This window comes from Pseudocitrobacter sp. 73 (assembly GCF_008369545.1).
In the GTDB taxonomy this organism is placed as follows: domain Bacteria; phylum Pseudomonadota; class Gammaproteobacteria; order Enterobacterales; family Enterobacteriaceae; genus Pseudocitrobacter; species Pseudocitrobacter vendiensis.
The window spans coordinates 152,772-178,267 of the sequence record NZ_VTZO01000010.1; the positions used below are offsets into that span (position 1 = coordinate 152,772).

Here is a 25,496-nt window from a genome sequence, read left to right on the forward strand (position 1 = left end):
ATACGGATGAGATTTTTATTTGCTTTTTTTCTTAGTTGTTCTGTTTTTTTTGTTTCAACACAGGCTTTTGCGGTTTATTTTAATGCCATTATCTATGATATGGATTCGAGCAAGAGTTTTACGGCCAGGCCTATCTATAATGATACCCAGGCGACTAATTTTTATACGATCTCTGCCTATAAAATTGCTCGTCCAGGCGATGGTGATGAAGCCAGTGTCAAGGAGGAGAGTAAAGATCTTATCTGGTCACCACTAAAACTGACTGTGCAACCGAAAGGAAAAGAGTATTTTAAACTATACTATCGCGGTCCGTCTGACAGCACTGAAAGATATTATCGTGTTATATTCAAGGAGGCACCTGTTACCCTGTTTCCATTTCGAATGACTCAAAAGCATATGGACGTCGTTCCTGTTGTTTCGATGAGTACTATTCTTATCGTTCGGCCAAGAAATATTGATTTAAAGTATGATGTTGATGAGTTAAATGGGGTTATAAAAAATACCGGCAATACCTTTTTTAGAGTGATACTCCAGAAAGGGTGTGATGGAGATGATGAAAGCTCAAAACAATTCTATATGTTGCCTGGCGAAACCTGGCGTGGTAAGGAAGCAAAATCCAGTAATAGAAAGTTTATTGTTGCACAGGAACGCTATCATCATCTTGGGAAAGGATGTTTCGATACGGACTAGCTATTACTGTATGTTAATTATAGTGAAAAGGTCCTTAAAATTATTTAATCCACCTATTTTCCGGCGTAGTGAGTATCGAGAGTCATAAACGTTGCGGACAGTACAGCTCAACTTTTTTGCAATATCTCTGGTTGAGTAACCCTGAAGTAACAGTTTGAGTGTGGTCATTTCCTTTCGTGAAAATACAGGGCGTTTTCGTCCTGGTATCCAGCCTCCTTCTAATAACTTTCTGAATCTTAGGATGATGGTGTTAATACCATCATCAACCTCTATAATAGACAATATGGATTCAGAGCGATTCAACCAGTAATTAGCGAGGGCAACCATTGATGCCTCAGCTACAATGATAATCTTTAGGCCAATCTTTTCTAACTCGTTTATCCAGTTTTCGTCCAGGTAATGTGTGATGTTAATACATGAGAAATCGACCACAATGACGCCATCAATGAAGCAACACGTGACTTTCTCTATAAAAATATTATGTATTGCTATCTTGAAATAATGATTTCTTTCTGGCCATATTACAAGTTGCTTAAAGCTACATCGTAATTCATATTTACATATATCAGGTAAATGACTGCAGTTGAGCCCACAGCCAATACAGGTTACTTCCATTTTTTGTTCTCCTTGACAAGACGTCTTCCTTAAACTAGGCCGTGCTATACGGCATCCGGTTCACGGCGAACCATTATAGTGAAAAATATCTTAACTCAGTTTATCGGTAACAGGGTATTTACGGTAAATATAAAAATAATAGAAATCTTTAAGCAAATGATTGTAATTGATTCGTTTTTCATCAAATCGAATGTTCTCTGATGTAAGGTAATGGTTAAAAATTATAATAAAAATTTGTTTCTACCGCGATCGGAAGTATAATTTCCATTTCTGCATATAATCCTTTCATCAAATCCACAATAGCTATTTGTTTTCGCTGTAAACGACTTCGCCTGCTTCAAAACCAGCGCCTTGCTCGTCTCTTTACCATTTAGTTCGCGCCCCGAATGCTTATTGAACAACCCCTTTCGCCATCGCCGCGCCAATTTCTGCGCACACTACCAGCCCCTGCACAAACGGTCTGTCATGCATCAGCCAGGGCAACGCGCCAAAGGCAATTCGCCCGCGCACGTTCTCCGGCGCCTGTAAGGTATAGTCGTCATCTACATCCGGGATGTTATCGCCGCAGGCCAGCAGCTGTTTACGCAGTGTGGGGAAGGGGAGGTCTTTAGTTTTTAGCGCCTTCTGGCCACGGGCGTCGATAAACATATCAAACTCATAACGCGCATCATCGGTGGTAATGATTGTCAGGCCGTCGTTGACCTGCATCTCATAGTCGTTACCCAGTGCCCGGATATGTATCAGCCCGGCTTCGCGAAGCGCCAGTAGACGGCGGATAGATTCAGACGGAATGGCGGCATAGTTGTCGATAAAGACGCGCGCTAACCCTTTTTTAAAACGCTGATGATCCTCTTCATTCAAATGCGGGACAATCTGCTCCACCACTTCATGCAGCCGCAGAACGGTATAGCGCCAGGGTACCGTGTGTTTCTCGCGCTTATTGCGTTCCACTTCTTCAAGATTTTCCACTGCCCAGTGAAAAGGGTCGTGTGCTTTACGCTCGGCAAACCAGGCGTCGGCAAGCGTGTCGGCATTAAGGGTTTTTAAGCCTATTTGCGCAGCCCATTGTGGGTCAGCCTGTTCCAGCTCAGCAATAATCAACTGAAATACTCTATTCAACAGGCCATCACTGCCCTTCGCGATTTCAGCTTCAATGGTCAGCTCCGTCACTATCGCCAGTGGCTCGTAGGGCAGCGGACAGTAAAAATCAGCCTCCGGCAGAATGCCGCTGCGGGACATTAGCGTCAGCTGAAGCGTCTGGCTTTGCGCATTAAGTTGAAAAGAGGCAGTTTTGCCCTCTTCAATAATAAATTTGCCATGCTGGGAGACGACGGCCATTGCCGCATCCAGACCACTCAACGATGCGCCCGTAATGCCCACCCGGCATGGTGCGATGCGCGCGTCCATCAGGCCAGTCCACGGGCTGGGATAAAAGTCACGCGGCGAGTCATCGTCTTCAGGCCACAGGTGTCCGGTGGCGATAACCGCATAATCAAAGGGTTCCGGGGTATTACGATTTTCGCTCCACAACAATACGCCATCCCCGGCGGCTTTCAGATCGGTGACTTTGCTTGCTTCACGCACTGAAACGCTAAATCCTGAACGCTCTGCTTTTTCGACCAGCGCCAGAAAGCGGTCACGGTAATAATCGCCGAGGATCACGCGCGGCAAAAATTGTCTGTCATGCAGTGCTTCACGTTTAATCTCAAAGCGCGCCAGGTAGCTGTCGCTCTGTTGATGCAGCCATTCAAGATAAGTGATAAAAATTGGCGGGATCTCGATGCTGGCGATATTCGCCAGCATCAGCGTGGCAGTATTATCATCGTTATAGGGCATGCCGACGCCTGCTTCTTCAGCCTGCTCAAAGAGCGTAATTGCAAGCGGTTCGCCGCGCTCAATAAGCGCATAAAAGGTGTAAATCCCGGTCGGCCCGACGCCGACAATCGCTACGTTTTTCATGATTATCCTGAATGAGAAACACAGCGATAAGTCTGGTTGAAAAAGGCGATTGCGCCAGACCCGGCAGCATAAATTCGGAAAAGGGAAAAACGGCACCGGGCGGTGCCGTTAGTGGAAATCAGAAGCTATAGGTGCCGCTGACCGAGAAGTTACGCGGTGCGCCGTACACGCCGTAAGTGCCCAGGTAGTCGTAATACTCTTTATCGAACAGGTTGTTCAGGTTGGCCTGGAGGGCAAAGTTTTTGCTGACCTGATAACGGCTGAAGAGATCGACCACCGCATACCCACCCTGTTTAATGCGCATATCGCCGTTCGGCCCGGCAATATCCTGCCAGGTTTTATTCTGCCAGCGTACGCCGCCGCCGACTGCAAGTTCAGGCAACATCGGCAACTGATAGCGGGTAAACAGTTTCGCCGTAGTGCGCGGTTGCTCCGGGTTCACTGCCACGCCGTCACCGTCTTCTGCGATGTAGCGTGATGCGCCGAAGGTGAGCTGCCAGCGGTCGGTCAGTGCGCCGTTTATTTCAAATTCCACGCCTTTACTCACGGTACCATCGACTGATTTATACGCCGTCTGGCCGCCGGAGCCAGGAATGGTCTGCCCGGTGCTGACGGCAACTTTATCCTGCTCGGTACGGAATACGGCAAGCGTCGCGGTCAGGCGGGTGTTAAACCAGTCACCTTTCACGCCCGCTTCATAGCTCTTCCCGGTGGTTGGATCGAGGAACTCGCTGTTAGCGTTACGCTTACTGGTTGGCTGGAAAATAGAGGTGTAGCTGGCATAGGCCGACCACTCATCATTGATGTCATATACCAGGCCCGCATACGGCGTAACGTCATCGAATTTGCTGTCGCGGGTTTCGTCCGGTTTGCGCTCCAGATTGTAATGGGCGCTCCATTCTGTCCAGCGCACGCCGAGGATCAGATTCAGCGGGTCGGCCAGCGAGAGACGCGTCGCGGTGTAGAGCGATTTCTGGCGGATGATATCTCGCTGATAGAGTGCCCAGTCAGACCACTCCGGATACGCCAGTTTGCCGTCATAGTTGTGAATATTGCCGACATCCATCAACCCGTAGTTATCGGTAACCGGATACGAGTTGTCGTAGTTGTTGCGCTGACGGCTGTAGCTGCCGCCGAACATTATCTGGTGCTGGCGGCCAAACAGTTCATAACCACCGCGCACAAAGGCGTCCACGGAGTCCTGTTTACGCTCGCCGCGGTTCCAGCCGCCCCACGCCCCCTGGTACAGTGCGCCGTTATACAGGCCGGTATTTTTATCCGGGAAGCCGTCGATATACATCAGGCGGCTGTCAAAATTGGTTTCCGCGTGCATGGCGTTCACTTTCGCCTCCCAGCCGTTGTCGAAACGCTGGGTCAGGTTAGCGAAGACGCGCGAGGTATCCTGATTAGAGTAGGTCCAGTCGGCGGCGGTATTGAATTCGCGGCGGAAATCGGTGCGGCTGCCGTCGCTCCACAGGGAAGGGAAACCGCCCCAGGTTGGGCTGTCTTCTTCGCTCTCCTGGTAATCGTAGGCCAGCGAGAGGGTGGTGGAGTCAGTGATATCGGCATCCACGACGCCGGTGATGAATTTTTTGCGGTAGTGGTTGCGCTCAAGCCAGCTGTCGTTGTCCTGATACCCGGCAATCACGCGGCCACGCACGTCACCGGACTCAGTCAGTGGGGCTTGTAAATCCAGCACATAACGTTGTTTATCCCAGCTACCGTAGGTTGCGGAAGCCGAGCCTTTAAACTCACGGCTATCGGCGTGCTTACGCACCATGTTGACGTACGCCGATGGGTTGCCCGTGCCACTCATCAAACCGGCAGCGCCACGCACGACCTCGATGCTCTCAAAAATCGCCGTATCGCCCGCTGTGTCGCCAAAATTCCAGCGATCGTCGAGGAACGTTGGCATATCGTCGAAGGCAAAGTTACTGACGAAGAAACCGCGCGAGAAGATATTGGTGCGATGGCTGTCGATACGGGAAACGCTCACGCCGGTGGTGTTATCCAGCACTTCTTCAATCGAATTCAGCTCCTGATCTTTCATTCGCTGCTGGCTGATAACGCTGACCGACTGCGGGATATCGCGCTGCACCAGCAGCATTTTGGTGCCGGTGGTGGTGGTTTTAACGCTGTAATCCTGGTCCTGACCTTCGTCACCCGGCGTGGTGCTCTCTTCCACCACAATGGTGTCATCGCTGTTCGCAGCGGCGGCAAATGATAGCGCAGGCGTAAACGCCATCGCCACGGAGAGGGCGAGCAAAGAAGGGGAACATCCGAGCGGGCGACGCGTTTCCCGGATCTGATAAGTGAAAGACATGATAAACCCTTAAGTGTGTTTGCGGGATTGCCCGACAGCGGTACATAGCCGCGCCGGGATCTGTATTTTTAAGTAATCAATGAGCATAAAAATGCGAATGAGAAATATACGCATTAGTGTTTTAGATGTAAATGGATGTAAGCGGATTTTATGGAACCGCTTTCACATAAGGGGAACAGCCTGCAGAACGTCAGGGATGTTTATTACGTAGCGCGTCGACCACCAGGGAAAATGCCGGAGAGGGCTGTTTACGGCTGGGATAGTAAAGATAGTAACCGGGGAAAGGCATACACCAGGGTTCGAGTATGCGAATCAGGCGACCTTCGGCAATGTGTGTTCCAAACTCTTCTTCAGGCAGGAAAGCGATACCAAAACCGGCCAGCGCCGCATCAACGATATGTTCTGAGGTGTTAAAGGTGAGCTGCCCGCTGACGCGCACATTTAAATCCCCGCCGTCCTGGTCGAAATCCCACACATACAGCCCGCCGGATTTAACCATGCGCTGATTAATACACTGATGCTGCGTTAACTCGTGGGGCGTGGTGGGCACGGGATGACGGGCAAAGTAGTCCGGTGAGGCGACCGCCGCCATGCGCAGTTTCGGGCCAATCGGCACTGCAATCATATCCTGGTCGATGGTATCGCCCAGACGCACGCCTGCATCGAAGCGATCCGCCACGATGTCGCGAAAGCCGTGGTTGGCATCAAACTCAACGTGAATGTCCGGATATTCGCGCAGCAGCGGCGTGAGCTTTGGTAAAAGCGTGGTACGCAGGACGTTGGGCCCGCAGGTAATGCGTACGGTGCCTGCCGGTTTGTCGCGCAGTTCGGTCAACATATCCAGTTCGGCTTCGATTTCATCAATGCGCGTACCGACTGATGCCATCAACCGCTCACCCGCCGCCGTGGGCGACACGCTGCGGGTGGTGCGGGTGAGCAGGCGAATCTGCATCCGCGCTTCCAGTGCAGAAATCGCCTGACTGATCGCTGGCTGCGTGACGCCCAACAGCGCCGCTGCGCGGGTGAAGCTTCCTTCGCGGGCAACGGTCACAAAATACAGCAGATCGTTCAGGTTACGTTTCATGGTCGGAATGCCCGATTAATAAGTATGGCTTATAAGCCTATTAAGTATTCATTAGCTAGTTATCCTACGCCTGCCGTGTAAAATTTTCAGCAACGAATATTCCCGCCAATTTAATGACGTTATTCCTGCGAATAACGTGCGGCCCCGGCTTGCCTGAAAACAGCCGGTAAAACAGGAGATAAAACATAATGGCTTTGCAGGCTGAAGTTCAACGCGCCCATTGGGGCGGCATTTATGCCATGACGCTGTGTGTTTTTGTATTAATTGCCTCCGAATTTATGCCGGTCAGTTTGTTATCGCCCATCGCGGCTGATTTAGGCGTGACGGAAGGCCTGGCGGGCCAGGGCATTGCCATTTCCGGGGCGCTGGCGGTCATCACCAGCCTGACGCTCTCGCGGCTCACCGCTGGGCTGGATCGCCGATATCTGCTGCTTGGCATGACTGCGCTGATGGCATTCTCAGGCGCGATGATCGCCATGGCCGCGAATTATGTTGTTTATATGGTGGGGCGTGCGCTGATTGGTATTGCCATTGGCGGCTTCTGGTCCATGTCGGCAGCGACGGCTATCCGTCTGGTTCCTGAATCGCAGGTGCCTCGCGCATTAGCCATTTTCAACGGGGGTAACGCGCTGGCGACGGTGATTGCCGCGCCGCTTGGGAGTTATCTCGGCGACGTGATGGGCTGGCGGGGCGCATTTTTCTGTCTGGTGCCTGTCGCGATTGCCGCTTTCATCTGGCAATGGTTTAGCCTGCCAGCTATGCAATACAGCCAACAGCGCAGCAGGGTGCTTCCTCTCTTCGCACGTCCTGTTGTGGCAGTGGGGCTTCTTGCTTGCGGCCTCTTTTTTATGGGCCAGTTCACGCTCTTCACCTACGTGCGTCCTTTTCTTGAAGGCATCACGCAGGTGAGGGGAACGGCCTTGTCTGCCGTTCTGCTGATCATCGGTGTGATGGGATTTATTGGCACGCTGATAGTGGGTCGCCTGCTGAAACAGGGTATTTATCGCACGCTAATTCTCATTCCACTGTTTATGGCAGCGATGGCTATCGCACTGGTGATTTTTGGTCATCAGCTTTGGTTAGTCGCGCCCCTGTTGGGCGGCTGGGGGCTGGTCGCAACCGCAGCTCCGACAGGCTGGTGGACGTGGCTCGCGCGGACGCTACCCCATGACGCGGAAGCCGGCGGCGGCGTGATGGTCGCCATCATTCAGCTTTCTATTGCCCTGGGATCCACGCTGGGTGGCCTGATGTACGACCATCACGGCTGGCACAGCACCTTTGTACTGAGCGCTGGCGTTTTGCTCTGCGCGTCGGTCATCACTTTCACAACCTCACGTAAACACACACTCAGGAGTTAACCTATGAAAAACGTCACACTGGCGTTGGGCTTACTGATTAGCGCATTTGCCTCTTCCGCTGCGGATATGTCACGCGGAGCGGACAATTTCTACAAAAGCGACAGCGTGACCCAGCAGCGCGTCAGCTTTAAAAACCAGTATCAAATGAACGTGGTGGGCAATCTGTTTATGCCTGAGGGGCTGGATAAAAACACGAAGCATCCGGCGATTATCGTTGGGCATCCGATGGGCGCGGTAAAAGAACAGAGTTCAAACCTCTACGCGCAAAAACTGGCGGAGCAGGGCTTCGTTACGCTGGCCATTGATCTCTCTTTCTGGGGCGAGAGCGAGGGCAAACCGGGCCATATGATTTCGCCGGAAATCTACGCCGATGATTTCAGCGCGGCTGTTGATTACCTCAGCACGCAGCCGTGGGTGGACGCGGAAAATATTGGCGTACTGGGTATCTGCGGTAGCGGTAGTTTTGTGATCAGCGCAGCTAAAATCGACCCGCGTATGAAAGCGATAGCGACCGTCAGCATGTACGACATGGGCGCCGCGTTTCGTAATGGCCTGAAGCATTCGCAGACCGTTGAACAGCGCGAAGCGTTGATTAAGACGGCCATTGAGCAGCGCTTTGCCGAGTACAAAGGCGGTGATACTGCTTATATTCCTGGCACCGTGAACGAGCTGGATGACTCCACGCCGGAAATACAGCGCGAATTCTTTGATTTCTACCGTACGTCACGCGGCGGCTATACGCCGAAAGGCGAGAAAGAAGCGCTGACGACCAAACCCATGCTGAGCAGTATTGGTAAATTTATGAATTTTTATCCGTTCAATGATATCGAGACAATTTCGCCACGACCCATGCTGTTTATCGCCGGCGATCGCGCGCATTCTAAGGAGTTTAGTGAAGATGCCTATCAACGCGCCTGGCAGCCGAAAGAACTGTATATCGTGCCGAACGCCGGGCATGTTGATCTCTACGATCGTACCGATCTCATTCCCTTCAACAAACTGACGGCATTCTTTAAAACCAATCTGAAGTAAATCCTCAGCGTTATCCGTAATTATTATTACGTATATCCTGATGTGCATTATTTGTTATAGAATATCGCCTGATGACATTTTTATCAGGCGATTTTTATATTTATCCCTTATCGTCTGGCGCAAAAAAGGAAAGTTGCGATGGAAATGAGCCAGGGAGGTTCAATGAAAATGGTTTCGTTAATTACGTTATCGTGTGCGGGTATTTGGCTTATCTTGCATGGGCTCTGGATGTGGTTGCCCCTACGATAATCACGCGGTTAATTATAACGCCATACGCGTTCATTACTAATAACGGGCGTTATCTCTTCGCAGAAAATCACTTTGTCAGATAAGCCGACATATTTTCGCGTCATCTGTTTTATATCGACAATCCACTTATATACCCCGGCGCTGGCCACCAGAGAACAATACTCTTCATAGCCTATTTCACCTGCGAAATGGCGGCGTGACGCTGCGCGAATGAGGTCTTCATTGGCCCGCAGATTGACGCGTTTGAGGCTGTACTCGCCTTCTATAATACGAATACAACCGTCGTTATCGACCAGATTGACGTTCCCGGTAGAGACGAAATGAACGTAGAAAACGATGTTCTGTTTTTCGAGTTCTTTGATCAGTTCATGCAGCGTTATCTGCGTTCGAGCCTCAGAAAATAGAGTGCGTAAAATAATCTGTGCCTCAATAATAATGATTGCAATAGTTACAATAATGCTAATTAAAGTAAGCAAAGGTAACTATCTTCTAACAGAGAGCCACTATACGGGCAAAACGAATCCATAGACAATTGAAATTTGTGTTATCTCTATCACAAAAAATGACTATACCAAATTTCATGTTTCCGCTTTGTTTCTTTAATTCATATTCTTGATGGAATATATCAACATCATTAATACATATGATCGATTTTTGATCTAATTTAGGTACTATATATCATCGAATATTATGATAATACTTTAGTGGTGTATTATTTATCAGAGTGATATTCACGTTATTATTTAACAATGAAATCGTTTTCCTGCGCTGAAAAGGGCGTTGGGGTACACAGCGTCACAATTCGATTTTCAGACCAACGGAGTTGGGCTAAAAACAGTGGTGTGGGCAAGCAACTGTCGAAATCGGCGATGCGCCAGATCTGGCTGCCTGCCTGTTTAAGCATCGCCTCTTTGCGCGTCCAGATTTGCCAGAACGCGACGAGCTTATCTTCCGCCGCTGCAATCTGCGCCTGTTCACCGGGGCTGAATACCGATTCAACAATACGCTGGCTATTTTTACGCGGGCGTATGACTTCAATATCGCAACCCACCTCGCCCTCGTCGCTCAGCAGCAGCACAATGTCATCGCCGCTGTGGCTGATGTTAAACCACAGCGGATACCCACGAGCAAAGCCGGGTTTGCCGTTAGGGTTGCGAGTAATCTCTGGCAGCACGGCGGGGAAAATCGCCCGTTCAAGCAGAGCGCGTCCCGCAGCCTGAGCGTCGATGTAGTCCGATACCTTTCCGCGCAGCAGGCGATACATGCTTATGCCCAGCGCTTGATGACCAGCGAGGTGTTGATCCCGCCGAAAGCGAAGTTATTGCTTTGCAGATATTCGCAGTCAATGTGACGCGCTTCGCCCATGATGTAATCCAGCGCGCCGCAGGCTTCATCGGGCTGTGTCAGGTTAATGGTCGGTGCGAACCAGCCTTCGCGCATCATCTGTAAGCTCATCCACGCCTCCAGTGCGCCGCAGGCTCCCAGCGTATGGCCGAAATAACTTTTCAGCGAGGAGATCGGCGTGGTATCACCGAAGATCGCCGCCGTCGCCTGGCTTTCCGCCAGATCGCCGCGATCGGTGGCCGTACCGTGTGCGGAGATATAGCCAATCTGCTGAGCGCCAATACCCGCCATCTGCAACGCCTGCTCCATGCAAATTTGCATCGTATCGCGCTGCGGTTGGGTGATATGCGCGGCATCGCAGTTGGTGGCGAAGCCGACGATTTCGCCGTAGATGGTCGCGCCACGCGCCTTCGCGTGTTCCAGTTCTTCCAGAATCAGCGTACCGGCGCCTTCGCCAATCACCAGCCCGTCACGCGTCTGGTCGAACGGCGAGGGCGTGGTTTTCGGCTGATCGTTACGCTGGCTGGTGGCAAAGAGCGTATCGAAAACGGCGGCTTCCGAGGGGCAGAGTTCTTCTGCGCCGCCCGCGACCATCACGGTTTGATAGCCGTGGCGAATCGCTTCCCAGGCGTAGCCAATCGCCTGGCTACCGGAAGTGCAGGCGCTGGAGGTGGGAATGACCCGCCCGCGCAGGCCGAAAAACAGCCCGGTATTCACCGCCGTGGTGTGCGGCATCATCTGTACGTAAGTGGTGCCGGTAATATTATTGGTATGCTTTTCGGTCAGCATGGTGGCGAATTCGCTCACCGGGCCGGTGCTGCCGGTCGATGAACCATAGGCGATACCGGTCTGGCCGTTGGTCAGAACCGGGTCGTCAATCAGCCCGGCCTGCTCCAGCGCCAGTTCAGTGGCGCGGGTAGAAAGCAACGACACGCGACCCATGGCGCGGATGCGCTTGCGGGTGTAGTGAGCGGGCAGCGTGAAGTCATCGATGGGCGCGCCCAGTAGGGTATGCAGGCCAGCGTAGACCTGCCACTCCGGCATATGCCGCACGGCGTTTTCATAATCCAACAGGCCGCGCGATACGTCCTGCCAGTTTTCGCCGAAAGCGGTGACGCCGCCCATGCCCGTGATCACGACACGACGTGTCATAACATGCCTCCGTTGATCGAAATCACCTGCCGGGTGACGTAGCCCGCGATGTCCGACATTAAATAACTCGCCAGCCCGGCGACCTCTTCGGCCTGACCCATGCGTTTCATTGGGATCATCGCCATGGCATCTTTCAGCGCGGCCTCTTCCATTGCAATCATTCCGGTGTCAATCAACCCAGGGGCGATACAGTTGACGGTGATTTTGCGCTTGGCGAGTTCAATTGCCAACGCTTTGGTGGCCCCGATGATCCCCGCTTTGGCGGCGCTGTAGTTCACCTGCCCTCGGTTACCCATCATGCCGGAAACGGATGACAGCGTGATAATTCGCCCGCCTTTGCGCGCGCTTATCATGGGCATGATGCAGGGGTGAATCACGTTGTAGAAGCTGTCGAGGTTAGTGTGAATGACCGAATCCCAGTCTTCTTCGCTCAGCGCCGGGAATGCGCCGTCGCGGGTAATTCCGGCGTTGCTCACCACGCCGTACCACGCGCCGTTCTCGGCCATATCCTCTTCCAGCACCGCTAAGCACTGGGCGCGATCGCCCACATCAAAGCGTAGTAAACGTCCTTTGCCGCCAGCCTGCTCAATGGCGACCAGCGTTTCGCGCGCGCCGGGTTCATCCTGATGATAGTGAACACCAAGGGTAAAGCCATCAGCGGCCAGCTGAAGGGCAATAGCCCGGCCAATACCTTTGCTGGCGCCGGTAACCAGAACGGAACGACTCATGCGCTTTCTCCCTGCTGAAACAGCGACGTTAACTCTTCGGTCGACGGCTGGAATGTGTTGACGCGGCCCGTGGCGACCACGGTGTTATTAATCATTATTGTGCATTCAAAACTGCCGAAACGGCTGTCGCGCATCAGCAGGTGAGCGTGAATATCCAGCGTGGCGTGTGCCGGAAAAGAACCCGCCGCGCACACCAGTTCACGCGCGCCGAGGACCATGCCCAGCGTCAGTTGTTGCTCGCCATCATCCTGACGGTGCCAGCCGGACCAGACGCCGACCGTCTGCGCCATCAGCTCCAGCGCGTACCAGCCGGGCAGATTGCCCGACGCATCAAGAAACGGCCCCAGCACGCCCGCAGAATTAACCGTCACCCGGCACTGCACATCGTTTTCGCCGACGGCGGAAACCTGCTCAAGCAGCAGCATCGGCGCGTCGTGCGGCAAATAGTCCGCTGGCGGTAAGTAGTGGCTCATGGGTGTCGTCCTAACAAAATACTGGTGTTGTTACCGCCAAAGGCGAAAGAGTTGGAAAGAATCACCGGGCGCGCCAGCGGTGCGGCGGTGTGAAGCAGGCCGCAGGGCAGCAGCGTGTCATCGACGGGCATTTGGCTGAAGTCCTGCGGTGGCAGCGGCAGGTTATGCTGCAAAATCAACATGGCAATACCTGCTTCGGTGATACCCGCCGCGCCTAACGTATGTCCGGTAAGATGTTTTGTGGAGCTACAGGGAACGGTATCACCGAAGATATGATTCACCACCTGCGATTCAATTTTGTCATTCAGCGGTGTGGCGGTGCCGTGCATATTGATGTAGCCCACGTCCTGCGGCGCGAGGTCGGCCTCTTTCAGCGCCTGAAGAATTGCGCGAATTGCGCCTTCACCTTCCGGATGCGGAGCTGACATATGCCACGCATCGCTCGATTCGCCGACGCCCAGCAGCGCGATTGGCTGCGGCTCGCGGGTCAGCAGCATCAGCCCCGCGCCTTCACCGATGGTAATGCCGCTGCGATCGCGACCAAATGGCTGGCAGCGTGAGGGTGAGAGCGACTCCAGGCTGTTGAAGCCGTTGATCGGCATCCGGCTCAAGGTGTCCGCTCCGCCAACAATCGCCACATCCGCTAAACCCGCTTCAATCAGACGGCGACCGCTAATAATGGCGCGCGCACTGGATGAGCAGGCGGTGGAGAGGGTAAATGCCGGGCCGTCGAGCGCCAGCCAGTGGCTGAGAAATCGCGATGGGTCGCCCAGTTCCTGCTGTGCGTAGTGCCACCGGGGATGTTGCTGGCTGACATGTTTATCGCCTTCGTCCAGCCCGGAGGTGCTGGTGCCCATCACCACGGCAACGCGCTCGCGCCCATAGCGGGCAATCGCGTCATCCACCTGCGGCTGGATTTGCGCCAGCGCCGCCAGCAGGAGCTGATTATTGCGGCTGTGATGTTCGGCAAAGGTGTCCGGAATGACGGGCAGTTCCGCCTCAACGCCGCCAAAAACGGCATCTGAATTGCCCTGCAACCAGCCTGCGCGGGCACGCATTCCGGGCGCGATGCCGCGCGTCAGGTTCGTGGCGACCTCAAGCGCGTTGTTACCCAGCGCGTTAATCATGCCCACGGCAGAGATATAAATCATATCAGTCATCCAGGTATTGAATGGTGATGTAGTATTTGAAGGCGTGCTGCTCAATGCTGACCGGCTCGCGTTTGCCTTTGCGCGTCAGGTAGGTTATCTCGGTTACCGTTTCGCCACGGGCGTTACGCAGCGCGCGTTTGTCGCCCGCATCGGTGAGCGTCCAGCCTTTCGGCAACTGCGGCTGCCACGCGCTAATCGGCAGATAGCTGAGCATCACATCAGCCAGCACCTGGCTTGCGGGCGGCAATTGCGGTACGACGATGTTTTGTTCCGTGCGCAGGCCTTTTTCATCATAGGTCAGCAGGAAAAGACGGATCCCCAGCGACGATAGCCCGGCGAGGGTAATTTTGTGTTCATCGGCATCCAGCATCACCATTAATGATTGGGTTTTGCCGTTGAAGGTGCCGGTCAAAAGCTGCTGCGACGTAAAAGCGGGCGACATGCCCGCTTCAGGCAGCGTCACGCGCGCGCCCGGTTGCAGCCAGGCGGTGGGGCGTGTGCTATCATGATCGTGGCTACAGCCCGCAAGCAGTAGCGCGGTTGCCAGCGCAAGGGCGCGCCAGGCGTTGCGTATCATCATCGTTTTTCTCTTTTTTTCGTTGGCATCGCCAGCGGCGACAGTAGCCAGGCAGTGAAGATACCGCAGACCAGGACAATCCCAAAACTGCTAATGGCCTGGGTGCTGCTGAAGACCAGCATGCCCAGGGTCAACAAGGTGGTCATCATTGCAAGCGTGATGGCGAGCAGCGACGTCAGTGGCGTGCCGCGCGGGTTGCTGAAGAACAGGGTGTAGTTAATGCCGATACCCAATACCAGCACCAGCGCCAGCAGTGAGAAGAGGTTGACGCTGTGCCCGCTCAAGGAGAGCGCCGCCAGCCCGCAGCCCAGCGAGAGCAGGGACGGAACCAAACTGATTAACCCCTTTCGCCAGCCCATTCGTACGACTGCGCCAATCGCGATAGCCGCCAGCGCCACGCCAAGCAGCACCGTTAATACAGTGCGGTATAGCGCGAACAGCGCATCGAAACTCTGTTTTCTGTCAACCCAGGCGACGCCGGTGTGGTGTTCCGCCAGCGCCTTTAACGCCGCGCTATCTTTCACGCCGTCCACGGGAATAAGCACGCCACTTATGCCGTGCGGCAGCGTCAGCCACATCAACCGCCAGCCTTCACTGACAGGGCTTGCCAGCCAGTCGGATACGTTCACCGGCATCGCGCGAAGGTCGGGTTTCACGTCATGCAGTCCCGCCTGTAACAGTGCCTGGCCGATTGCCGGCGCAGCGTGGTTGAGCAGCGCCAAATCCTGCGCCTGACGCGCCTGTGAATTGAGCGGAATCGTGCGATAACGGGCGAGTAAGCCTTGCTGGCGAGCGGTATCCAGATGCGCGGTAAACGCCTCCATACGCGTCAGCGTCTGCTCTGGCGAGTCACCGTAAACCACAAACCATTTCTGATCGACGTTCTGCCCGGTGAGCTGCGTGATCTGCTTTTCCTGTTCCAGCAGATGCGGCGGCAGCGCCTGCAACTGGGCGATATCATCGTTAACGTGAAGTGTGGAAAGGCCGATCAGCGAAACCACGGTCAGCGCGGCGGGCAGGCCGTAAATCAGGGCGTTATTGCGTCGCCACAGGGCGAGCCAGCGCAGCAGCAGGCCGAGCATCGGCACCGGGCGCACCGGCAGCCCGCGGCACAGCCACGGATGCCAGAACACCACCGTCAGGCAGGACGCGCTCAGCCCCACGGCGGCAAAGATTGCCATCTGGCGAATACCCGGAAACGGGGCCAGCATCATAATCAGATAGGCGACAACTGTGGTCAGCAATGCCAGCAGCAGCGCGTTTCGTACTTTGGCGAGACTCTGCCACGGCGAGTTCTCCGCGCCGTGCACCATCCGTTCGGTCAGATAATAGAGTGTGTAATCGGCGGAGATGCCGATAATGCTCATGCTCATCACCAGCGTCATCAGATGCAGTTCGCCAAACAACAGTAGCGTCACCGTGGTACCCGCCAGTGCGCCAATGCCGATGGAGAGCAGGCTCAACAGCAGCGGACGCAGCGAGCGGAACACCAGCACAATCAGCAGCAGCACGCCGAATACCGTTGCCGCGCCGAGCGTGGAGATATCGCGTTTCGCCTGCTGGCTGGCGTAATCGCTGTACAACACCGTGCCGCGCGATAACACCTGCGCCTGCGGGAAGCGTGTTTTAAGCCGGGCTTCGGCGGCGGTCAGTTCCTGCACCAGTTGATGGGTTTGCTGCATATCAAACGCGTCGCTTTGCAGCTCCCCGTGTAACAGATACCAGTAGTTACCGTCTTTATCCTGCGTGGCCAGCCAGCCGTCCATCAGGCGTAAGCGCTGGCTGTTTTGCATTAACGCCAGTTGGGAACCGCGCGTCAGCATGAAGGGATCGTTTTGCAGTTCTTTGCCGCTGACGCCGGAAAAGGCGGAGTAGAGCTGCGAGAGGACCCACTGCGCCTGTGCCTCGCCGCCGTTTTGCAGGCGAGCGCGGGTGGCGCTGTCGACCATGCCGTTGCGGTGCTGCCAGTAAAATGTGCCCCAATCCTGCTGGCTTTTGGCATCCATCGGCCCTTTTACCTGCGCCAGCGCCGGGGTGCTTTTCAGTTGATCGAACCACGCCTGCGCGACGTGGGGATCGGGCGTTTTACCAGGGCTAACCAGCCACATCATTTGCTTATCAAGGCGTGAGATAAAACCATCATTCAGCGCGGGTGGAATATCACCTAACGCCTGCTTTGGCAGCATCGCCAGCACGCTGCTATTCATCCTCGCGCCGGGTAACAGTGCCAGCAGCGTGCCCAGCAATATCAGGCAAAAAACAGCCCAGATCAGCGCCGGACGGCGGGCGTTATTGGGCGCTAAAACGTTGTTGTTCGTCATGGGTCAGGGTGGCTGGCGTCAGGCGGTGTTGTGAGAGGGCGATATCGGTGCGGTCACCCTGTTGATCATTCAACTGGATAGTGTCGAGAAACTGCTGCCCGCTCAGGTCGATAGAGGCAAAAATCTTATCCAGCGGCGAGGTGATGGGCGTCAGGCGCAGCGCCCAGCGGTTATCACCTTTGTCCTGAAGGTTGATGCGGAAGTTTTGTTCCAGCACGCGGCGATCGGCCTGGAATAAGGCGCGCAGCAGATGATTAAGCTGAAACATCTGCGGGTTATTGTCGGCGGTGATCACCTGCGGCGGCTGGCCGTTAACCTGCTGTACCATGCGGGTGTCGGTAAGCATCAGCTGCATCGGGAACGGCGTTTTCTGATCCCACAGTAAGCCGTTGTCACGCGCAATCAGCATCTCGCCCTGAGAACGCAGCGGCTGCGGCATCGTTTTAATGGTGCGGGTTTGCTCGAAGTGGGCGCGCACAATCGGCTGTTCGGTAAAACGCTGTTGCAGGGTGTCCAGCGTCACGGCGTGTACCCACGGCGCAATCAACAGGAAAATAAGCGGCAGGAGTTTCATGGCGCGACTCCCATACGTTCAAAAAGGATAGCCGGGCTGACGAAGCACATCTCTTTGCTGGCTTCCTCAACCGCCACCTGGATGGTGTAGCCGGTGGTGGTGCGCTTGCCGCTTTCGGCGTCGAAAATCTGGTAGGCAATGCGCAGTCGATTTTCATACTCTTCCAGATGCGCTCGCACGCGGATACGCTGCTCGAAGGTCAGGGCATCGCGATATTTGACGCGCGTATCCACCACTGGCCAGACATAGCCTGACGCTTTCATCTGGCGATAGCCGTAGTCGAACTGGTTGAGTAGCGCTTCGCGGGCGATTTCGAAATAACGGAAATAGTTGCCGTGCCACACCACGCCCATCGCATCGACGTCATGAAACGGGATGGTGAGTTCAACCTCAGTGGTAAAGCGGGGATCGTTAAGCACCCTTTACTCCTTATTGGCTGCGTCGGGCAGCCGCCAGAAATCAAAAAAGTTAAACCAGTCCAGCGGCGCCAGAAGCGCATAATGCTCCAGCCGCTGTGCATAGCGGTCTACTGCCTGCTGAAGCGCCGCCTGGCGCTCTGCGCGCGGCAGCAGCAACGGGTCGGCGAACGGTTCGCAATGAATGTGTAATTGGCCCTGCTGTTTCAGTGCGAAAATCAGTAAGGTCGGGCAGCGCAGCAGCGCGGCGAGAATAAACGGCCCCTGCGGGAACGGCGCGGGCTGGCCCATAAAGCGGCTCCAGATAACGCGCCAGTCGCCGCCGCGCTGACGGTTAACGGCAATGCGATCGCCGACGATCGCCACCCATTCGCCGCGATCCAGTTTCTCTTTCAGCAGCATGGCGGTATCCGGGCCGATATCGGTGACCGGCATCAGGTTCAGCCCGGCCTGCGGCGCCATTTCCTGCATGATCTTCTTAAATCGCTGGGCGTTTTCACTGAACACCAGCGCGTTGATCACCCGGCCTTCTTCGCGCTGCGCCAGCGCCCGACAGGCTTCCACATCGCCAAGATGCGATGCCAGTAGCAATTTGCCGCGCGGTTCATGCATTGCCAGCGCCGCTTCCGCGCCGGGGGCAAACACCACCTCGTGGCCAAAACGCAGCTCCCCGCGCCAGCTGGCGACTTTATCGAGCATCGCCTCGCCAAAGCGCAGAAAGTGGCGATAGCTGCTCAGTGGCTTCGCGTTCGGCTGCTGTTGATGTACGCGTGAGAGCCACTGCTGCGAGGCGCGTCGTTCAGCCCCTGCAATCAGCCAGTACACTGCGACCACCGGTTTCAGCAGCAGTGAAAATGCGCCACGCCCCAACCGTTGCCACACACGCAGCATCAGGCGCATGCCCCATAATCCCTTTACCTCTTTTTGCTCTGCCCAGTGCACATTGCGACGGCGAAACAGCAGCGACGGAATACGCGGCAGCATGCCGAAGAAAAGTCGGGTGTGCATCCATGAGATGCGCACGTTGTCTTTCAACGCATCGAAATGGGAAAGCCCATCCTGCGGGTAGGTGACGCGCGTTGGCAGAAAATAGCTGCGATGACCTTGCCAGTAGAGACGCACCATCACTTCGGTGTCGAAATCCATTCGCTTGCCGAGCGGCACACGCTGTGCCAGTTGCAGCGTCGGCGTAATCGGATAAACGCGAAAACCGCACATGCTGTCTTTAAGCTGCAACGACAGCGTTTCAATCCACACCCAGACGTGGGTTATCCAGCGGCCATACAGGCGCGAGCGGGGGATGGAGTCATCGTAAATCGGCTGACCCGAAATCAGCGCCTCGGGATGTTGCTGCGAAAGCGCAAGCAGCGCCGGGATATCTTCAATCGCGTGCTGACCGTCAGCATCGACCTGAACCGCATGGCTGAAACCTGCGCGCGCTGCCTCTTCCAGCCCGCGGATCACCGCTGCGCCTTTCCCCGCATTTTGCGGCTGGCGAATGAGCGTGACGCTGGGGTGATTCTCGGCAAGCGTGTGTAATTCGCACCGGGTCGCGTCGTCGCTGCCATCGTCGACGAGGATAATGGGCAGGGCAAACGGCGCAAGACGCGCCAGCACCCGCGCCATCATCGCGCCGTGGTTGTAGCAGGGGATCACCACGCAGGGCGTGAAGGTTAACGGCATAAACGGATTTTCCCGCTGCTGGTGGTGTGGCGCGCATCGCCGTCGTGGCGCTGGTAGCGGAAGGCGAGTATCTGGCGCGACGCCTGCCAGGTCAGCGTTAAGGTGATGCGGTTTTCCGGCAGTAGCGGCGCCTGGAACTTCACATTTTGAATGCTGTGAAAGCGATAGTCAGGCGTCAGTAAACGGCTGGCATAGTGCATGACCCACTCCAGCTGTGCGACGCCCGGCAGCAGTGGCTGGACGGCAAAGTGCCCCTTAAACCAGAACAGCGTGGCGGGCAGGTGCAGGACAATCTCCGCCTCGTCCTCGCCCGTATGCTGGCAGGAAATTTCATCGGGCGACATGGTCATGAAAGCACTCCTGTAATTGCGCATCGATGCGCTTATTCATTGTGTTTGTCGGAATAGCATCCACCACGCGCCAGTAACGGGGAAGTGCGACGGACTCCAGCCAGGGGCGCAGCGCCTGACGCCACGCCAGCTCCTGTTTTCGGCTCGCGCGCTGCCAGGCCTGGCGCATAGCATCATCAAGCACCAGCAGTACACCAATGCTCTGGCGCGTGCCGCGCGTAATCAGTATGGCTGCAGCATCGCGCACGCCCGCCAGCGACAACACGCGCTGCTCAACTTCGGCCAGCGAAATCCGTTTTTCGGCGATTTTCACTACACGCCCGCGCCGCCCAAGCAGATGAAAGTGGTTATTCGCCGTGAAGCGCAGCGCGTCTTCCAGCACCAGACCACCAGGCTCGGCAATCAGCGGTGATGTCACACGCCAATTATCATTCTCTGCCGTGAACGTCACGCCGGGGAAGGGCTGCCAGGGGGTATCGTCCATGCTGCGTTGCCGCCATGCGAGGACACCCGTCTCGCTGCTGCCATAGATTTCGTCGGGCCAGATGTGCAGCCAGAGGAGCGCGTGTTGCGCGTCGCGCCAGTGCAGCATGCCGCCCGCGGTTAACACCATGGCGACGTCAGGGGCCGTCAGCCGCGTATCCAGATGCTTCAGAAACGCCGGGCTGCTGATAAACAGGTAACGCGAACGCGTATCGAGCGCAGCCAGCTGTTCAGGCCAGGCAAGGGTGTCGGCATGCAGCGGCAGGCCCAATGACATCGGCAGAAAAATACGGAAGGTCAGGCCGTAGAGATGCTGCGGCGAGACGGAAGCAACCACCCGGCAATCGGCCAGCCGCCCGGCGAAGCGCGCGGTCAGCAGGGCGGATTCCGCATCCAGCACCGACAGACTTTTATGAATGCGTTTGGGCTGCCCGGTGGAGCCGGAGGTAAACAGTTCCAGCCCGGCGCCATCGGGGATCGCGGGAAGCGGTTGAGCATCTTCACGGGCGTGGGTATTGATGATGTGTAAAGGGCCATCCCAGCTCAGAGGTCCATCGCTTAAGACGCCGTCGAATAACGCACGTTGTTCCTCAAGCTGCAAAGGGCGAGCGTGACCTGGCAGCACCGGCGTTTTTCCGGCATGCAGCGTCGCCAGCAGGGCGACAAGAAACAGATAGCTCTCTTCCAGACACAGCGCCCAGCGCTGGCCCTTCTGCGTTTGCAGCCACGCGCAGTGCGTGGCCACGTCGTTACGCAGTTGGCCCAGCCTCCAGAGGCGCTCGCCTGACCAGGCGACGGGCGTGGTATCGGGACGTTCGGTACTCAGCCAGCAGGATAACGGGCGCGGCGCGTTCATGCGGTTTCTCGCTTCATCACCCGGCGGCGCACCAGCCATTCACCAGCCATGAGCGCCCCCATCAGCAGGTAGGCGATCATCCCGTTCCACGCGCTCCATAGCGCCATATCGCCGATCCGCGCGGTGATCAGGGCAACGCTACCATTGAGAATAAAAAAGCCGCACCAGATTTGCGTCACGCGTCGCGTGTAGCGCACACCCTGCGCGGAGAGTTGCGGATATTGCAGGCGCGCCAGCCGTTCAAGCAGCGGCATCGCGCCAAACAGCGAACTGCCAAACAGTGCGAGCATGATGCCATTGACCGCCACAGGCCAGTAGAGCAACAACTGATGCGTTCCCAGCAGCGCGCTGGCAAGACAGAGCGCCAGCCCGGCTAGTGCGACGCTTTGCATCACCCGGCGCATCGGCCCGGCGTTGTCCTGCGCCTGACGCAGACGAAGCAGCAGAACGACCGCCAGCGTGGGCAGCAGCCATTGCAGGCCGTTATGCGCCAGGCCAAACCAGACCAAAAATGGCCAGGCCAGCAGCACACACGCGGTGATTATCTTGAGGAGCGGTAAACGCACGAAAAATCAGGCTTCCCGCAGCAGGCGCTCAACGGCGTCAACCACATCCTGCACGGTGCGCACGGCTTTGAACTCTTCCGGCTTAATTTTTTTGCCGGTCTTCTTCTGCAACTGGACGATCATATCAACGGCATCAATGCTATCGAGTTCAAGATCTTCATACAGACGTGCCTCGGGGGTGATGGCCGCCGGGTCGACTTCGAACAGTTTTACCAGCAGGGAAGTGACTTCCTGATAGACAGCAGTTTGGTCGGTCATGATGGCATCTCCTCAGGCGCGTTGGGATTGAATAAAAGCAGCGAGCGTCGCCACCGAATAGAAATGCTGACGCATCGCTTCATTTTCAGCAGAAAGCACAATGCCATACTGGTTTTTTACCGCCAGCCCCAGCTCGAGCGCATCAATAGAATCCAGGCCTAAACCGTCGCCGAACAGGGCCGCATCGGTATCAATGTCGTCCACGCTCAGTTCGTCCAGATTCAATGTGTTAATGATGAGATGTTTAATCTCAGAATAGAGCTCTTGCATCGTTAATTCCTGCACAATGATGTTTTAACAAATTAATTGTAATTTCTGTAAAAGATGCCGGTTTAGCGCGCGCGCGGCCAGCGCCGGTTCTTGCTTATTCACGGTAATAAAGTCGTTAATACAGATTTTCTCCCGGACGATAACCTCAAACTGCGGCGTCGTCTCCGGGACGTGATACCACGGACGCTGCTTATCAAGCAGGTGCTCGCTACAGCGTATGTTCACCAGACGTAAATCGCGTTCGCAGCGTACCGCGATATTGGCGGCACCGCGCTGGAGAGTCATGGTTTCGCCGTGACGGGTACGCGTACCTTCCGGAAAGATAATCAGCGTGTCGCCGCGCTGCAAACGGGCCTGGCTTTCGGCCAGCAGTCGTTCTGCCTCGCTGTTTACCAGGTAATCTGCTGCGCGGATCACACCACTGACAAACGGGTTCTTTAATAGCGCGCTCTTAACCAGACAGTCTGTTTCCGGCATCACCGAGGCCAGCAGTACATAATCAATCAGCGTCGGATGATTCGCTACCACCAGGCAACCGCGCGCCTGACGTAAAATATCGGCGCCCTGCACGCGATAGCGCAGCACTCCCGTCATGCTGGCAAATCTTAAAAAGGCGCGGAAGCTGGACGAAATGCTGCGGCGCGCCAGGCGGCGGCGTTTATCGTCATCGCGCATGACCAACAGCAGCAGGTTAAACCAGAAAAGCGACAACAGCAGGCCGCCCAGACCAAACAGCGCAAAGCACAGTACGGTCATCAGTAATCGCCAAAGGTGATTGACGCGCCTGGCGATCATGTTCGGCTCCAGCACCAGCGTAACCGTTCGCCTTCAAGGACGAAATGGGCGTTGCGGCCCAGGTAATTCTGTAAAAATTGCAGGCTTTGCGGCAGCGCAGGCTCTTCTTTCGTTCCACCCGGTTCGGTGTTGCACTGAACCTGGGTACCCGCTTCGATCACCAGCGCTGTCGCAAAGGCCCAGGTGGGCATCTGGGCGGGTAGTGAGGCTCGGTAAAAATCTGGCAGCGTACCGTCAAAATCGACCATTAAAATACGCTGGTGGCCCGCCTGTAGCAGGCACATCACCTCACATAAGCCTTGCAGGAACGTATCGCGCCCGGCGCTGAGCGATGACGAGACAATCGCCTGCTTTGCGGCAATGGTGAGATTCCCGACCGCCGCGTTATGCACTGACATCGCGAAATCGGTCGGTGAAATGGTCTGTTCGCTCGCCAGCGCGCTAAGGATACGGTAATTACGCTCCAGCTCGCCGTGGCGACTGGTGTAGATCACGGCATCAATAGCATGGCGACGCAGCAGAGTAAGGCCACACTCTACGGCCAGCTTACTGCCTGAACTCAGACGGCGCGCGGTCATCATTGGCAATTCAACCAGTTTCGCCTGCGGGCTGGCAGGGTCAATGGCATAAGGCGATTGCGCCCACGAAAGCCACTGGTCAGCCTCGCCCAGTCCAGGCGCTCGGGCGATCCAGTCGATGATATTGAATGCTAATTTCATTAACGCGCGTCCGCGGGGAAAGAAACGTACTTAAAATACGCCGGGCGTAATGCCGCGATCGCGTTATTTTAACGTCCAGGGTATTTCTTATCTATCTTCTACAAAATAGTGGGGACTTTACAAAAAAAAACCATTTTAGTCATGCGGAACAAACTGATTTTTGCTCATCGAATGAATTCAGGAAGGATAACAGGGCAGCCAGAACTGCCCTGTTATCGGCGTTAGCCGAGGAACATCACGGAGACGCAGAGCAGACCCACAATCAGCGTAATCAGGCTGCCGATAGAGCGGTATGGCTTCAGCGACGGGATGAGATACGTAGAAAGCGTCGGCATGATAAACAGAATCATGGCAATCAGCGGGCCGCTTATCGCGTAGATCATCGAAATGGCGTTCGGGTTGATGCAGCACACGATGAAGGTCAGCGTCGAGACCAGCAGAATCGACATCATGCGGTTAAACGAACGGCTTTTGCGCACGCCAACCTGATTCAGCGACGCCTTAACCATCTCGCTCGCGCCTTCAATCACGCCAAAGTAAGTGCCAAGGAACGATTTCGACATCGCCACAATCGCCACAATAATACCGGATACGGACAGCCAGTTTGGCGAATTGGGCATCATTGACAGTGCTGACAGAATCGTCACGCCCTGATCTTTGGCGGTATTGATGTAATCAACCGGAATAGAGAGCAGGCAACTGAAGACAAAGAACAGCACGCTCAGGCAGATAATCAGATACGCGACCTTCATGATTTTTTTGCATTTACCCATCGCAAGCTCGCCATATTTCTCTCTGCGATCAATGGCAAAGGTAGAGATAATCGGCGTATGGCTAAAAGCAAAAACCATCACAGGAATGGATAACCACACCTGATGCAGCGTGTGCGGCGTCACTTCCATTTGCCCGGTGAGTAGTGCGGGCTGCCAGCTGCCTGTCAGGTAGATTGATAAAAACAGGAAGTAGGCGATCAGCGGGAACACCAGGAAGCCCATCACTTTGATGGTGGCCTGGCGACCGGCAAGGAAAATCACGTTCAGCAGCAATACCACGCCGAAACTCACCAGCACGCGTAGCGTAAGATCGACCGGCATATGCTTGGCTATCTGTTCGGTGATGGAGTTGGTGATGGCAACGGCGTAAATCAGAATCACCACAAAGAACGCCAGGAAATAGAGCGAGGTGATGAGGTTGCCAATTTTCCTGCCGTAGTAGTGGGTGACTGCGCCGGTTATCCCGACACCCGCTGGGGTGTTGGAGGAGAGGATAAACTGACACAGGGCGCGATGGGGCCAGTACGTCAACGGCCACGCGACCAGCGCGGTAACAAACAGTACCACTGCCCCTGCGGACCCTAACTGGATCGGCAGGAACAGCGTACCGGCGCCTACAGCCGTGCCGTACAGGGCAAAGCTCCAGAGCGTCTCTTCTTTTGACCAAATTTTAGACATTGTGCGAATTTAATAACCA

The 25,496-nt window shown here is 55.3% G+C and carries 26 protein-coding genes; 3 read left to right on the top strand and 23 right to left on the bottom strand.

What is annotated here, in order from left to right:
- Window positions 1-6 precede the first annotated feature (6 nt).
- Complete coding sequence (locus F0Q32_RS12475; RefSeq protein ID WP_149463314.1) at window positions 7-690, top strand: molecular chaperone; 684 nt, start codon at window positions 7-9, stop codon at window positions 688-690.
- Between the two features lie 3 nt (window positions 691-693).
- Here the strand turns inward: F0Q32_RS12475 and F0Q32_RS12480 are convergent, their stop codons facing one another.
- From F0Q32_RS12480 to F0Q32_RS12495, 4 genes are all read right to left on the bottom strand, one after another.
- Window positions 694-1,305, bottom strand: a complete 612-nt coding sequence (locus tag F0Q32_RS12480; RefSeq protein ID WP_149463315.1) for a LuxR C-terminal-related transcriptional regulator — start codon at window positions 1,303-1,305, stop codon at window positions 694-696.
- A gap of 390 nt (window positions 1,306-1,695) precedes the next feature.
- Window positions 1,696-3,264 carry an FAD-NAD(P)-binding protein gene (locus F0Q32_RS12485; RefSeq protein WP_149463316.1) on the bottom strand — a complete coding sequence of 523 codons (1,569 nt, stop codon included), beginning with the start codon at window positions 3,262-3,264 and terminating at the stop codon, window positions 1,696-1,698.
- A gap of 118 nt (window positions 3,265-3,382) precedes the next feature.
- A complete protein-coding gene (gene fhuE, locus F0Q32_RS12490; RefSeq protein WP_149463317.1) occupies window positions 3,383-5,587 on the bottom strand; it encodes a ferric-rhodotorulic acid/ferric-coprogen receptor FhuE in 2,205 nt (734 codons plus the stop codon).
- Between the two features lie 190 nt (window positions 5,588-5,777).
- Window positions 5,778-6,671: a LysR family transcriptional regulator gene (locus tag F0Q32_RS12495; protein ID WP_149463318.1), complete on the bottom strand. Its 894-nt coding sequence runs from the start codon at window positions 6,669-6,671 to the stop codon at window positions 5,778-5,780.
- A gap of 188 nt (window positions 6,672-6,859) precedes the next feature.
- Between F0Q32_RS12495 and F0Q32_RS12500 the strand changes: the two genes are divergently transcribed.
- Complete coding sequence (locus F0Q32_RS12500) at window positions 6,860-8,029, top strand: MFS transporter (protein ID WP_149463319.1); 1,170 nt, start codon at window positions 6,860-6,862, stop codon at window positions 8,027-8,029.
- A 3-nt stretch (window positions 8,030-8,032) separates the two neighbouring features.
- A complete protein-coding gene (locus F0Q32_RS12505; RefSeq protein WP_149463320.1) occupies window positions 8,033-9,061 on the top strand; it encodes an alpha/beta hydrolase in 1,029 nt (342 codons plus the stop codon).
- Between the two features lie 257 nt (window positions 9,062-9,318).
- On the opposite strand, the gene F0Q32_RS12510 is transcribed toward F0Q32_RS12505, so the two are convergent.
- The 19 genes from F0Q32_RS12510 to F0Q32_RS12600 all read right to left on the bottom strand — a co-directional run bounded on the left by F0Q32_RS12510 (window position 9,319) and on the right by F0Q32_RS12600 (window position 25,477).
- The gene (locus tag F0Q32_RS12510; RefSeq protein WP_149463321.1) at window positions 9,319-9,786 is read right to left on the bottom strand and encodes a DUF1398 family protein; all 468 of its coding nucleotides are present in this window, start codon (window positions 9,784-9,786) and stop codon (window positions 9,319-9,321) included.
- A 263-nt stretch (window positions 9,787-10,049) separates the two neighbouring features.
- Window positions 10,050-10,574, bottom strand: coding sequence for a 4'-phosphopantetheinyl transferase AcpT (acpT, locus tag F0Q32_RS12515; protein WP_149463322.1), 525 nt, complete (start codon window positions 10,572-10,574; stop codon window positions 10,050-10,052).
- A 2-nt stretch (window positions 10,575-10,576) separates the two neighbouring features.
- Window positions 10,577-11,806 (bottom strand): beta-ketoacyl-ACP synthase, encoded by a 1,230-nt coding sequence (locus F0Q32_RS12520; protein ID WP_149463323.1) that lies wholly within the window; start codon window positions 11,804-11,806, stop codon window positions 10,577-10,579.
- Complete coding sequence (locus F0Q32_RS12525; RefSeq protein ID WP_149463324.1) at window positions 11,803-12,534, bottom strand: 3-ketoacyl-ACP reductase FabG2; 732 nt, start codon at window positions 12,532-12,534, stop codon at window positions 11,803-11,805. Before F0Q32_RS12525 ends, F0Q32_RS12520 begins: the two co-directional genes overlap by 4 nt.
- The gene (locus tag F0Q32_RS12530) at window positions 12,531-13,007 is read right to left on the bottom strand and encodes a 3-hydroxy-fatty acyl-ACP dehydratase (protein WP_149463325.1); all 477 of its coding nucleotides are present in this window, start codon (window positions 13,005-13,007) and stop codon (window positions 12,531-12,533) included. The genes F0Q32_RS12525 and F0Q32_RS12530 overlap by 4 nt, the downstream gene beginning before the upstream one ends.
- Entirely contained in the window at window positions 13,004-14,158 is a 1,155-nt protein-coding gene (locus F0Q32_RS12535; RefSeq protein WP_149463326.1) for a beta-ketoacyl-[acyl-carrier-protein] synthase family protein, read from the bottom strand. Before F0Q32_RS12535 ends, F0Q32_RS12530 begins: the two co-directional genes overlap by 4 nt.
- A gap of 1 nt (window position 14,159) precedes the next feature.
- A complete protein-coding gene (locus F0Q32_RS12540; RefSeq protein WP_188016860.1) occupies window positions 14,160-14,735 on the bottom strand; it encodes a DUF3261 domain-containing protein in 576 nt (191 codons plus the stop codon).
- Window positions 14,735-17,056: an MMPL family transporter gene (locus tag F0Q32_RS12545; protein WP_149463328.1), complete on the bottom strand. Its 2,322-nt coding sequence runs from the start codon at window positions 17,054-17,056 to the stop codon at window positions 14,735-14,737. The genes F0Q32_RS12540 and F0Q32_RS12545 overlap by 1 nt, the downstream gene beginning before the upstream one ends.
- Window positions 17,025-17,630, bottom strand: coding sequence for an outer membrane lipoprotein carrier protein LolA (locus F0Q32_RS12550; RefSeq protein ID WP_149463329.1), 606 nt, complete (start codon window positions 17,628-17,630; stop codon window positions 17,025-17,027). Before F0Q32_RS12550 ends, F0Q32_RS12545 begins: the two co-directional genes overlap by 32 nt.
- Window positions 17,627-18,049: a thioesterase family protein gene (locus F0Q32_RS12555; RefSeq protein ID WP_149463330.1), complete on the bottom strand. Its 423-nt coding sequence runs from the start codon at window positions 18,047-18,049 to the stop codon at window positions 17,627-17,629. Before F0Q32_RS12555 ends, F0Q32_RS12550 begins: the two co-directional genes overlap by 4 nt.
- Before the next feature lie 3 nt (window positions 18,050-18,052).
- Entirely contained in the window at window positions 18,053-19,729 is a 1,677-nt protein-coding gene (locus tag F0Q32_RS12560; RefSeq protein WP_149463331.1) for a glycosyltransferase, read from the bottom strand.
- A complete protein-coding gene (locus F0Q32_RS12565) occupies window positions 19,720-20,073 on the bottom strand; it encodes a hydroxymyristoyl-ACP dehydratase (RefSeq protein ID WP_149463455.1) in 354 nt (117 codons plus the stop codon). The genes F0Q32_RS12560 and F0Q32_RS12565 overlap by 10 nt, the downstream gene beginning before the upstream one ends.
- A complete protein-coding gene (locus F0Q32_RS12570) occupies window positions 20,060-21,418 on the bottom strand; it encodes an acyl-CoA synthetase (protein WP_149463456.1) in 1,359 nt (452 codons plus the stop codon). Before F0Q32_RS12570 ends, F0Q32_RS12565 begins: the two co-directional genes overlap by 14 nt.
- Entirely contained in the window at window positions 21,415-21,984 is a 570-nt protein-coding gene (locus tag F0Q32_RS12575) for a hypothetical protein (RefSeq protein WP_149463332.1), read from the bottom strand. The genes F0Q32_RS12570 and F0Q32_RS12575 overlap by 4 nt, the downstream gene beginning before the upstream one ends.
- A 6-nt stretch (window positions 21,985-21,990) precedes the next feature.
- Entirely contained in the window at window positions 21,991-22,242 is a 252-nt protein-coding gene (locus F0Q32_RS12580) for an acyl carrier protein (RefSeq protein ID WP_015963162.1), read from the bottom strand.
- 12 nt (window positions 22,243-22,254) lie between these two features.
- Window positions 22,255-22,512 (bottom strand): phosphopantetheine-binding protein, encoded by a 258-nt coding sequence (locus F0Q32_RS12585; RefSeq protein ID WP_015963163.1) that lies wholly within the window; start codon window positions 22,510-22,512, stop codon window positions 22,255-22,257.
- 24 nt (window positions 22,513-22,536) lie between these two features.
- Window positions 22,537-23,325: a lysophospholipid acyltransferase family protein gene (locus F0Q32_RS12590; protein WP_370516881.1), complete on the bottom strand. Its 789-nt coding sequence runs from the start codon at window positions 23,323-23,325 to the stop codon at window positions 22,537-22,539.
- The gene (locus F0Q32_RS12595) at window positions 23,304-24,026 is read right to left on the bottom strand and encodes a beta-ketoacyl synthase chain length factor (RefSeq protein WP_149463334.1); all 723 of its coding nucleotides are present in this window, start codon (window positions 24,024-24,026) and stop codon (window positions 23,304-23,306) included. Before F0Q32_RS12595 ends, F0Q32_RS12590 begins: the two co-directional genes overlap by 22 nt.
- Window positions 24,027-24,247: 221 nt before the next feature.
- Window positions 24,248-25,477 carry an amino acid permease gene (locus F0Q32_RS12600; RefSeq protein WP_149463335.1) on the bottom strand — a complete coding sequence of 410 codons (1,230 nt, stop codon included), beginning with the start codon at window positions 25,475-25,477 and terminating at the stop codon, window positions 24,248-24,250.
- Window positions 25,478-25,496: the final 19 nt, after the last annotated feature.

Excerpts from the sequence above, each read along its gene's own strand:
- F0Q32_RS12545 (WP_149463328.1), bottom strand. The coding sequence starts at position 17,056 with ATGACGAACAACAACGTTTTAGCGCCCAATAACGCCCGCCGTCCGGCG.
- F0Q32_RS12480 (WP_149463315.1), bottom strand. The coding sequence starts at position 1,305 with ATGGAAGTAACCTGTATTGGCTGTGGGCTCAACTGCAGTCATTTACCT.
- F0Q32_RS12585 (WP_015963163.1), bottom strand. The coding sequence starts at position 22,512 with ATGCAAGAGCTCTATTCTGAGATTAAACATCTCATCATTAACACATTG.
- F0Q32_RS12540 (WP_188016860.1), bottom strand. The coding sequence starts at position 14,735 with ATGATACGCAACGCCTGGCGCGCCCTTGCGCTGGCAACCGCGCTACTG.
- F0Q32_RS12565 (WP_149463455.1), bottom strand. The coding sequence starts at position 20,073 with ATGTCGCCCGATGAAATTTCCTGCCAGCATACGGGCGAGGACGAGGCG.
- F0Q32_RS12560 (WP_149463331.1), bottom strand. The coding sequence starts at position 19,729 with ATGCCGTTAACCTTCACGCCCTGCGTGGTGATCCCCTGCTACAACCAC.
- acpT (WP_149463322.1), bottom strand. The coding sequence starts at position 10,574 with ATGTATCGCCTGCTGCGCGGAAAGGTATCGGACTACATCGACGCTCAG.
- F0Q32_RS12600 (WP_149463335.1), bottom strand. The coding sequence starts at position 25,477 with ATGTCTAAAATTTGGTCAAAAGAAGAGACGCTCTGGAGCTTTGCCCTG.
- F0Q32_RS12485 (WP_149463316.1), bottom strand. The coding sequence starts at position 3,264 with ATGAAAAACGTAGCGATTGTCGGCGTCGGGCCGACCGGGATTTACACC.
- F0Q32_RS12525 (WP_149463324.1), bottom strand. The coding sequence starts at position 12,534 with ATGAGTCGTTCCGTTCTGGTTACCGGCGCCAGCAAAGGTATTGGCCGG.
- F0Q32_RS12500 (WP_149463319.1), top strand. The coding sequence starts at position 6,860 with ATGGCTTTGCAGGCTGAAGTTCAACGCGCCCATTGGGGCGGCATTTAT.
- F0Q32_RS12595 (WP_149463334.1), bottom strand. The coding sequence starts at position 24,026 with ATGAAATTAGCATTCAATATCATCGACTGGATCGCCCGAGCGCCTGGA.
- F0Q32_RS12580 (WP_015963162.1), bottom strand. The coding sequence starts at position 22,242 with ATGACCGACCAAACTGCTGTCTATCAGGAAGTCACTTCCCTGCTGGTA.
- F0Q32_RS12530 (WP_149463325.1), bottom strand. The coding sequence starts at position 13,007 with ATGAGCCACTACTTACCGCCAGCGGACTATTTGCCGCACGACGCGCCG.
- F0Q32_RS12570 (WP_149463456.1), bottom strand. The coding sequence starts at position 21,418 with ATGAACGCGCCGCGCCCGTTATCCTGCTGGCTGAGTACCGAACGTCCC.
- F0Q32_RS12535 (WP_149463326.1), bottom strand. The coding sequence starts at position 14,158 with ATGATTTATATCTCTGCCGTGGGCATGATTAACGCGCTGGGTAACAAC.
- fhuE (WP_149463317.1), bottom strand. The coding sequence starts at position 5,587 with ATGTCTTTCACTTATCAGATCCGGGAAACGCGTCGCCCGCTCGGATGT.
- F0Q32_RS12520 (WP_149463323.1), bottom strand. The coding sequence starts at position 11,806 with ATGACACGTCGTGTCGTGATCACGGGCATGGGCGGCGTCACCGCTTTC.
- F0Q32_RS12495 (WP_149463318.1), bottom strand. The coding sequence starts at position 6,671 with ATGAAACGTAACCTGAACGATCTGCTGTATTTTGTGACCGTTGCCCGC.
- F0Q32_RS12505 (WP_149463320.1), top strand. The coding sequence starts at position 8,033 with ATGAAAAACGTCACACTGGCGTTGGGCTTACTGATTAGCGCATTTGCC.
- F0Q32_RS12550 (WP_149463329.1), bottom strand. The coding sequence starts at position 17,630 with ATGAAACTCCTGCCGCTTATTTTCCTGTTGATTGCGCCGTGGGTACAC.
- F0Q32_RS12475 (WP_149463314.1), top strand. The coding sequence starts at position 7 with ATGAGATTTTTATTTGCTTTTTTTCTTAGTTGTTCTGTTTTTTTTGTT.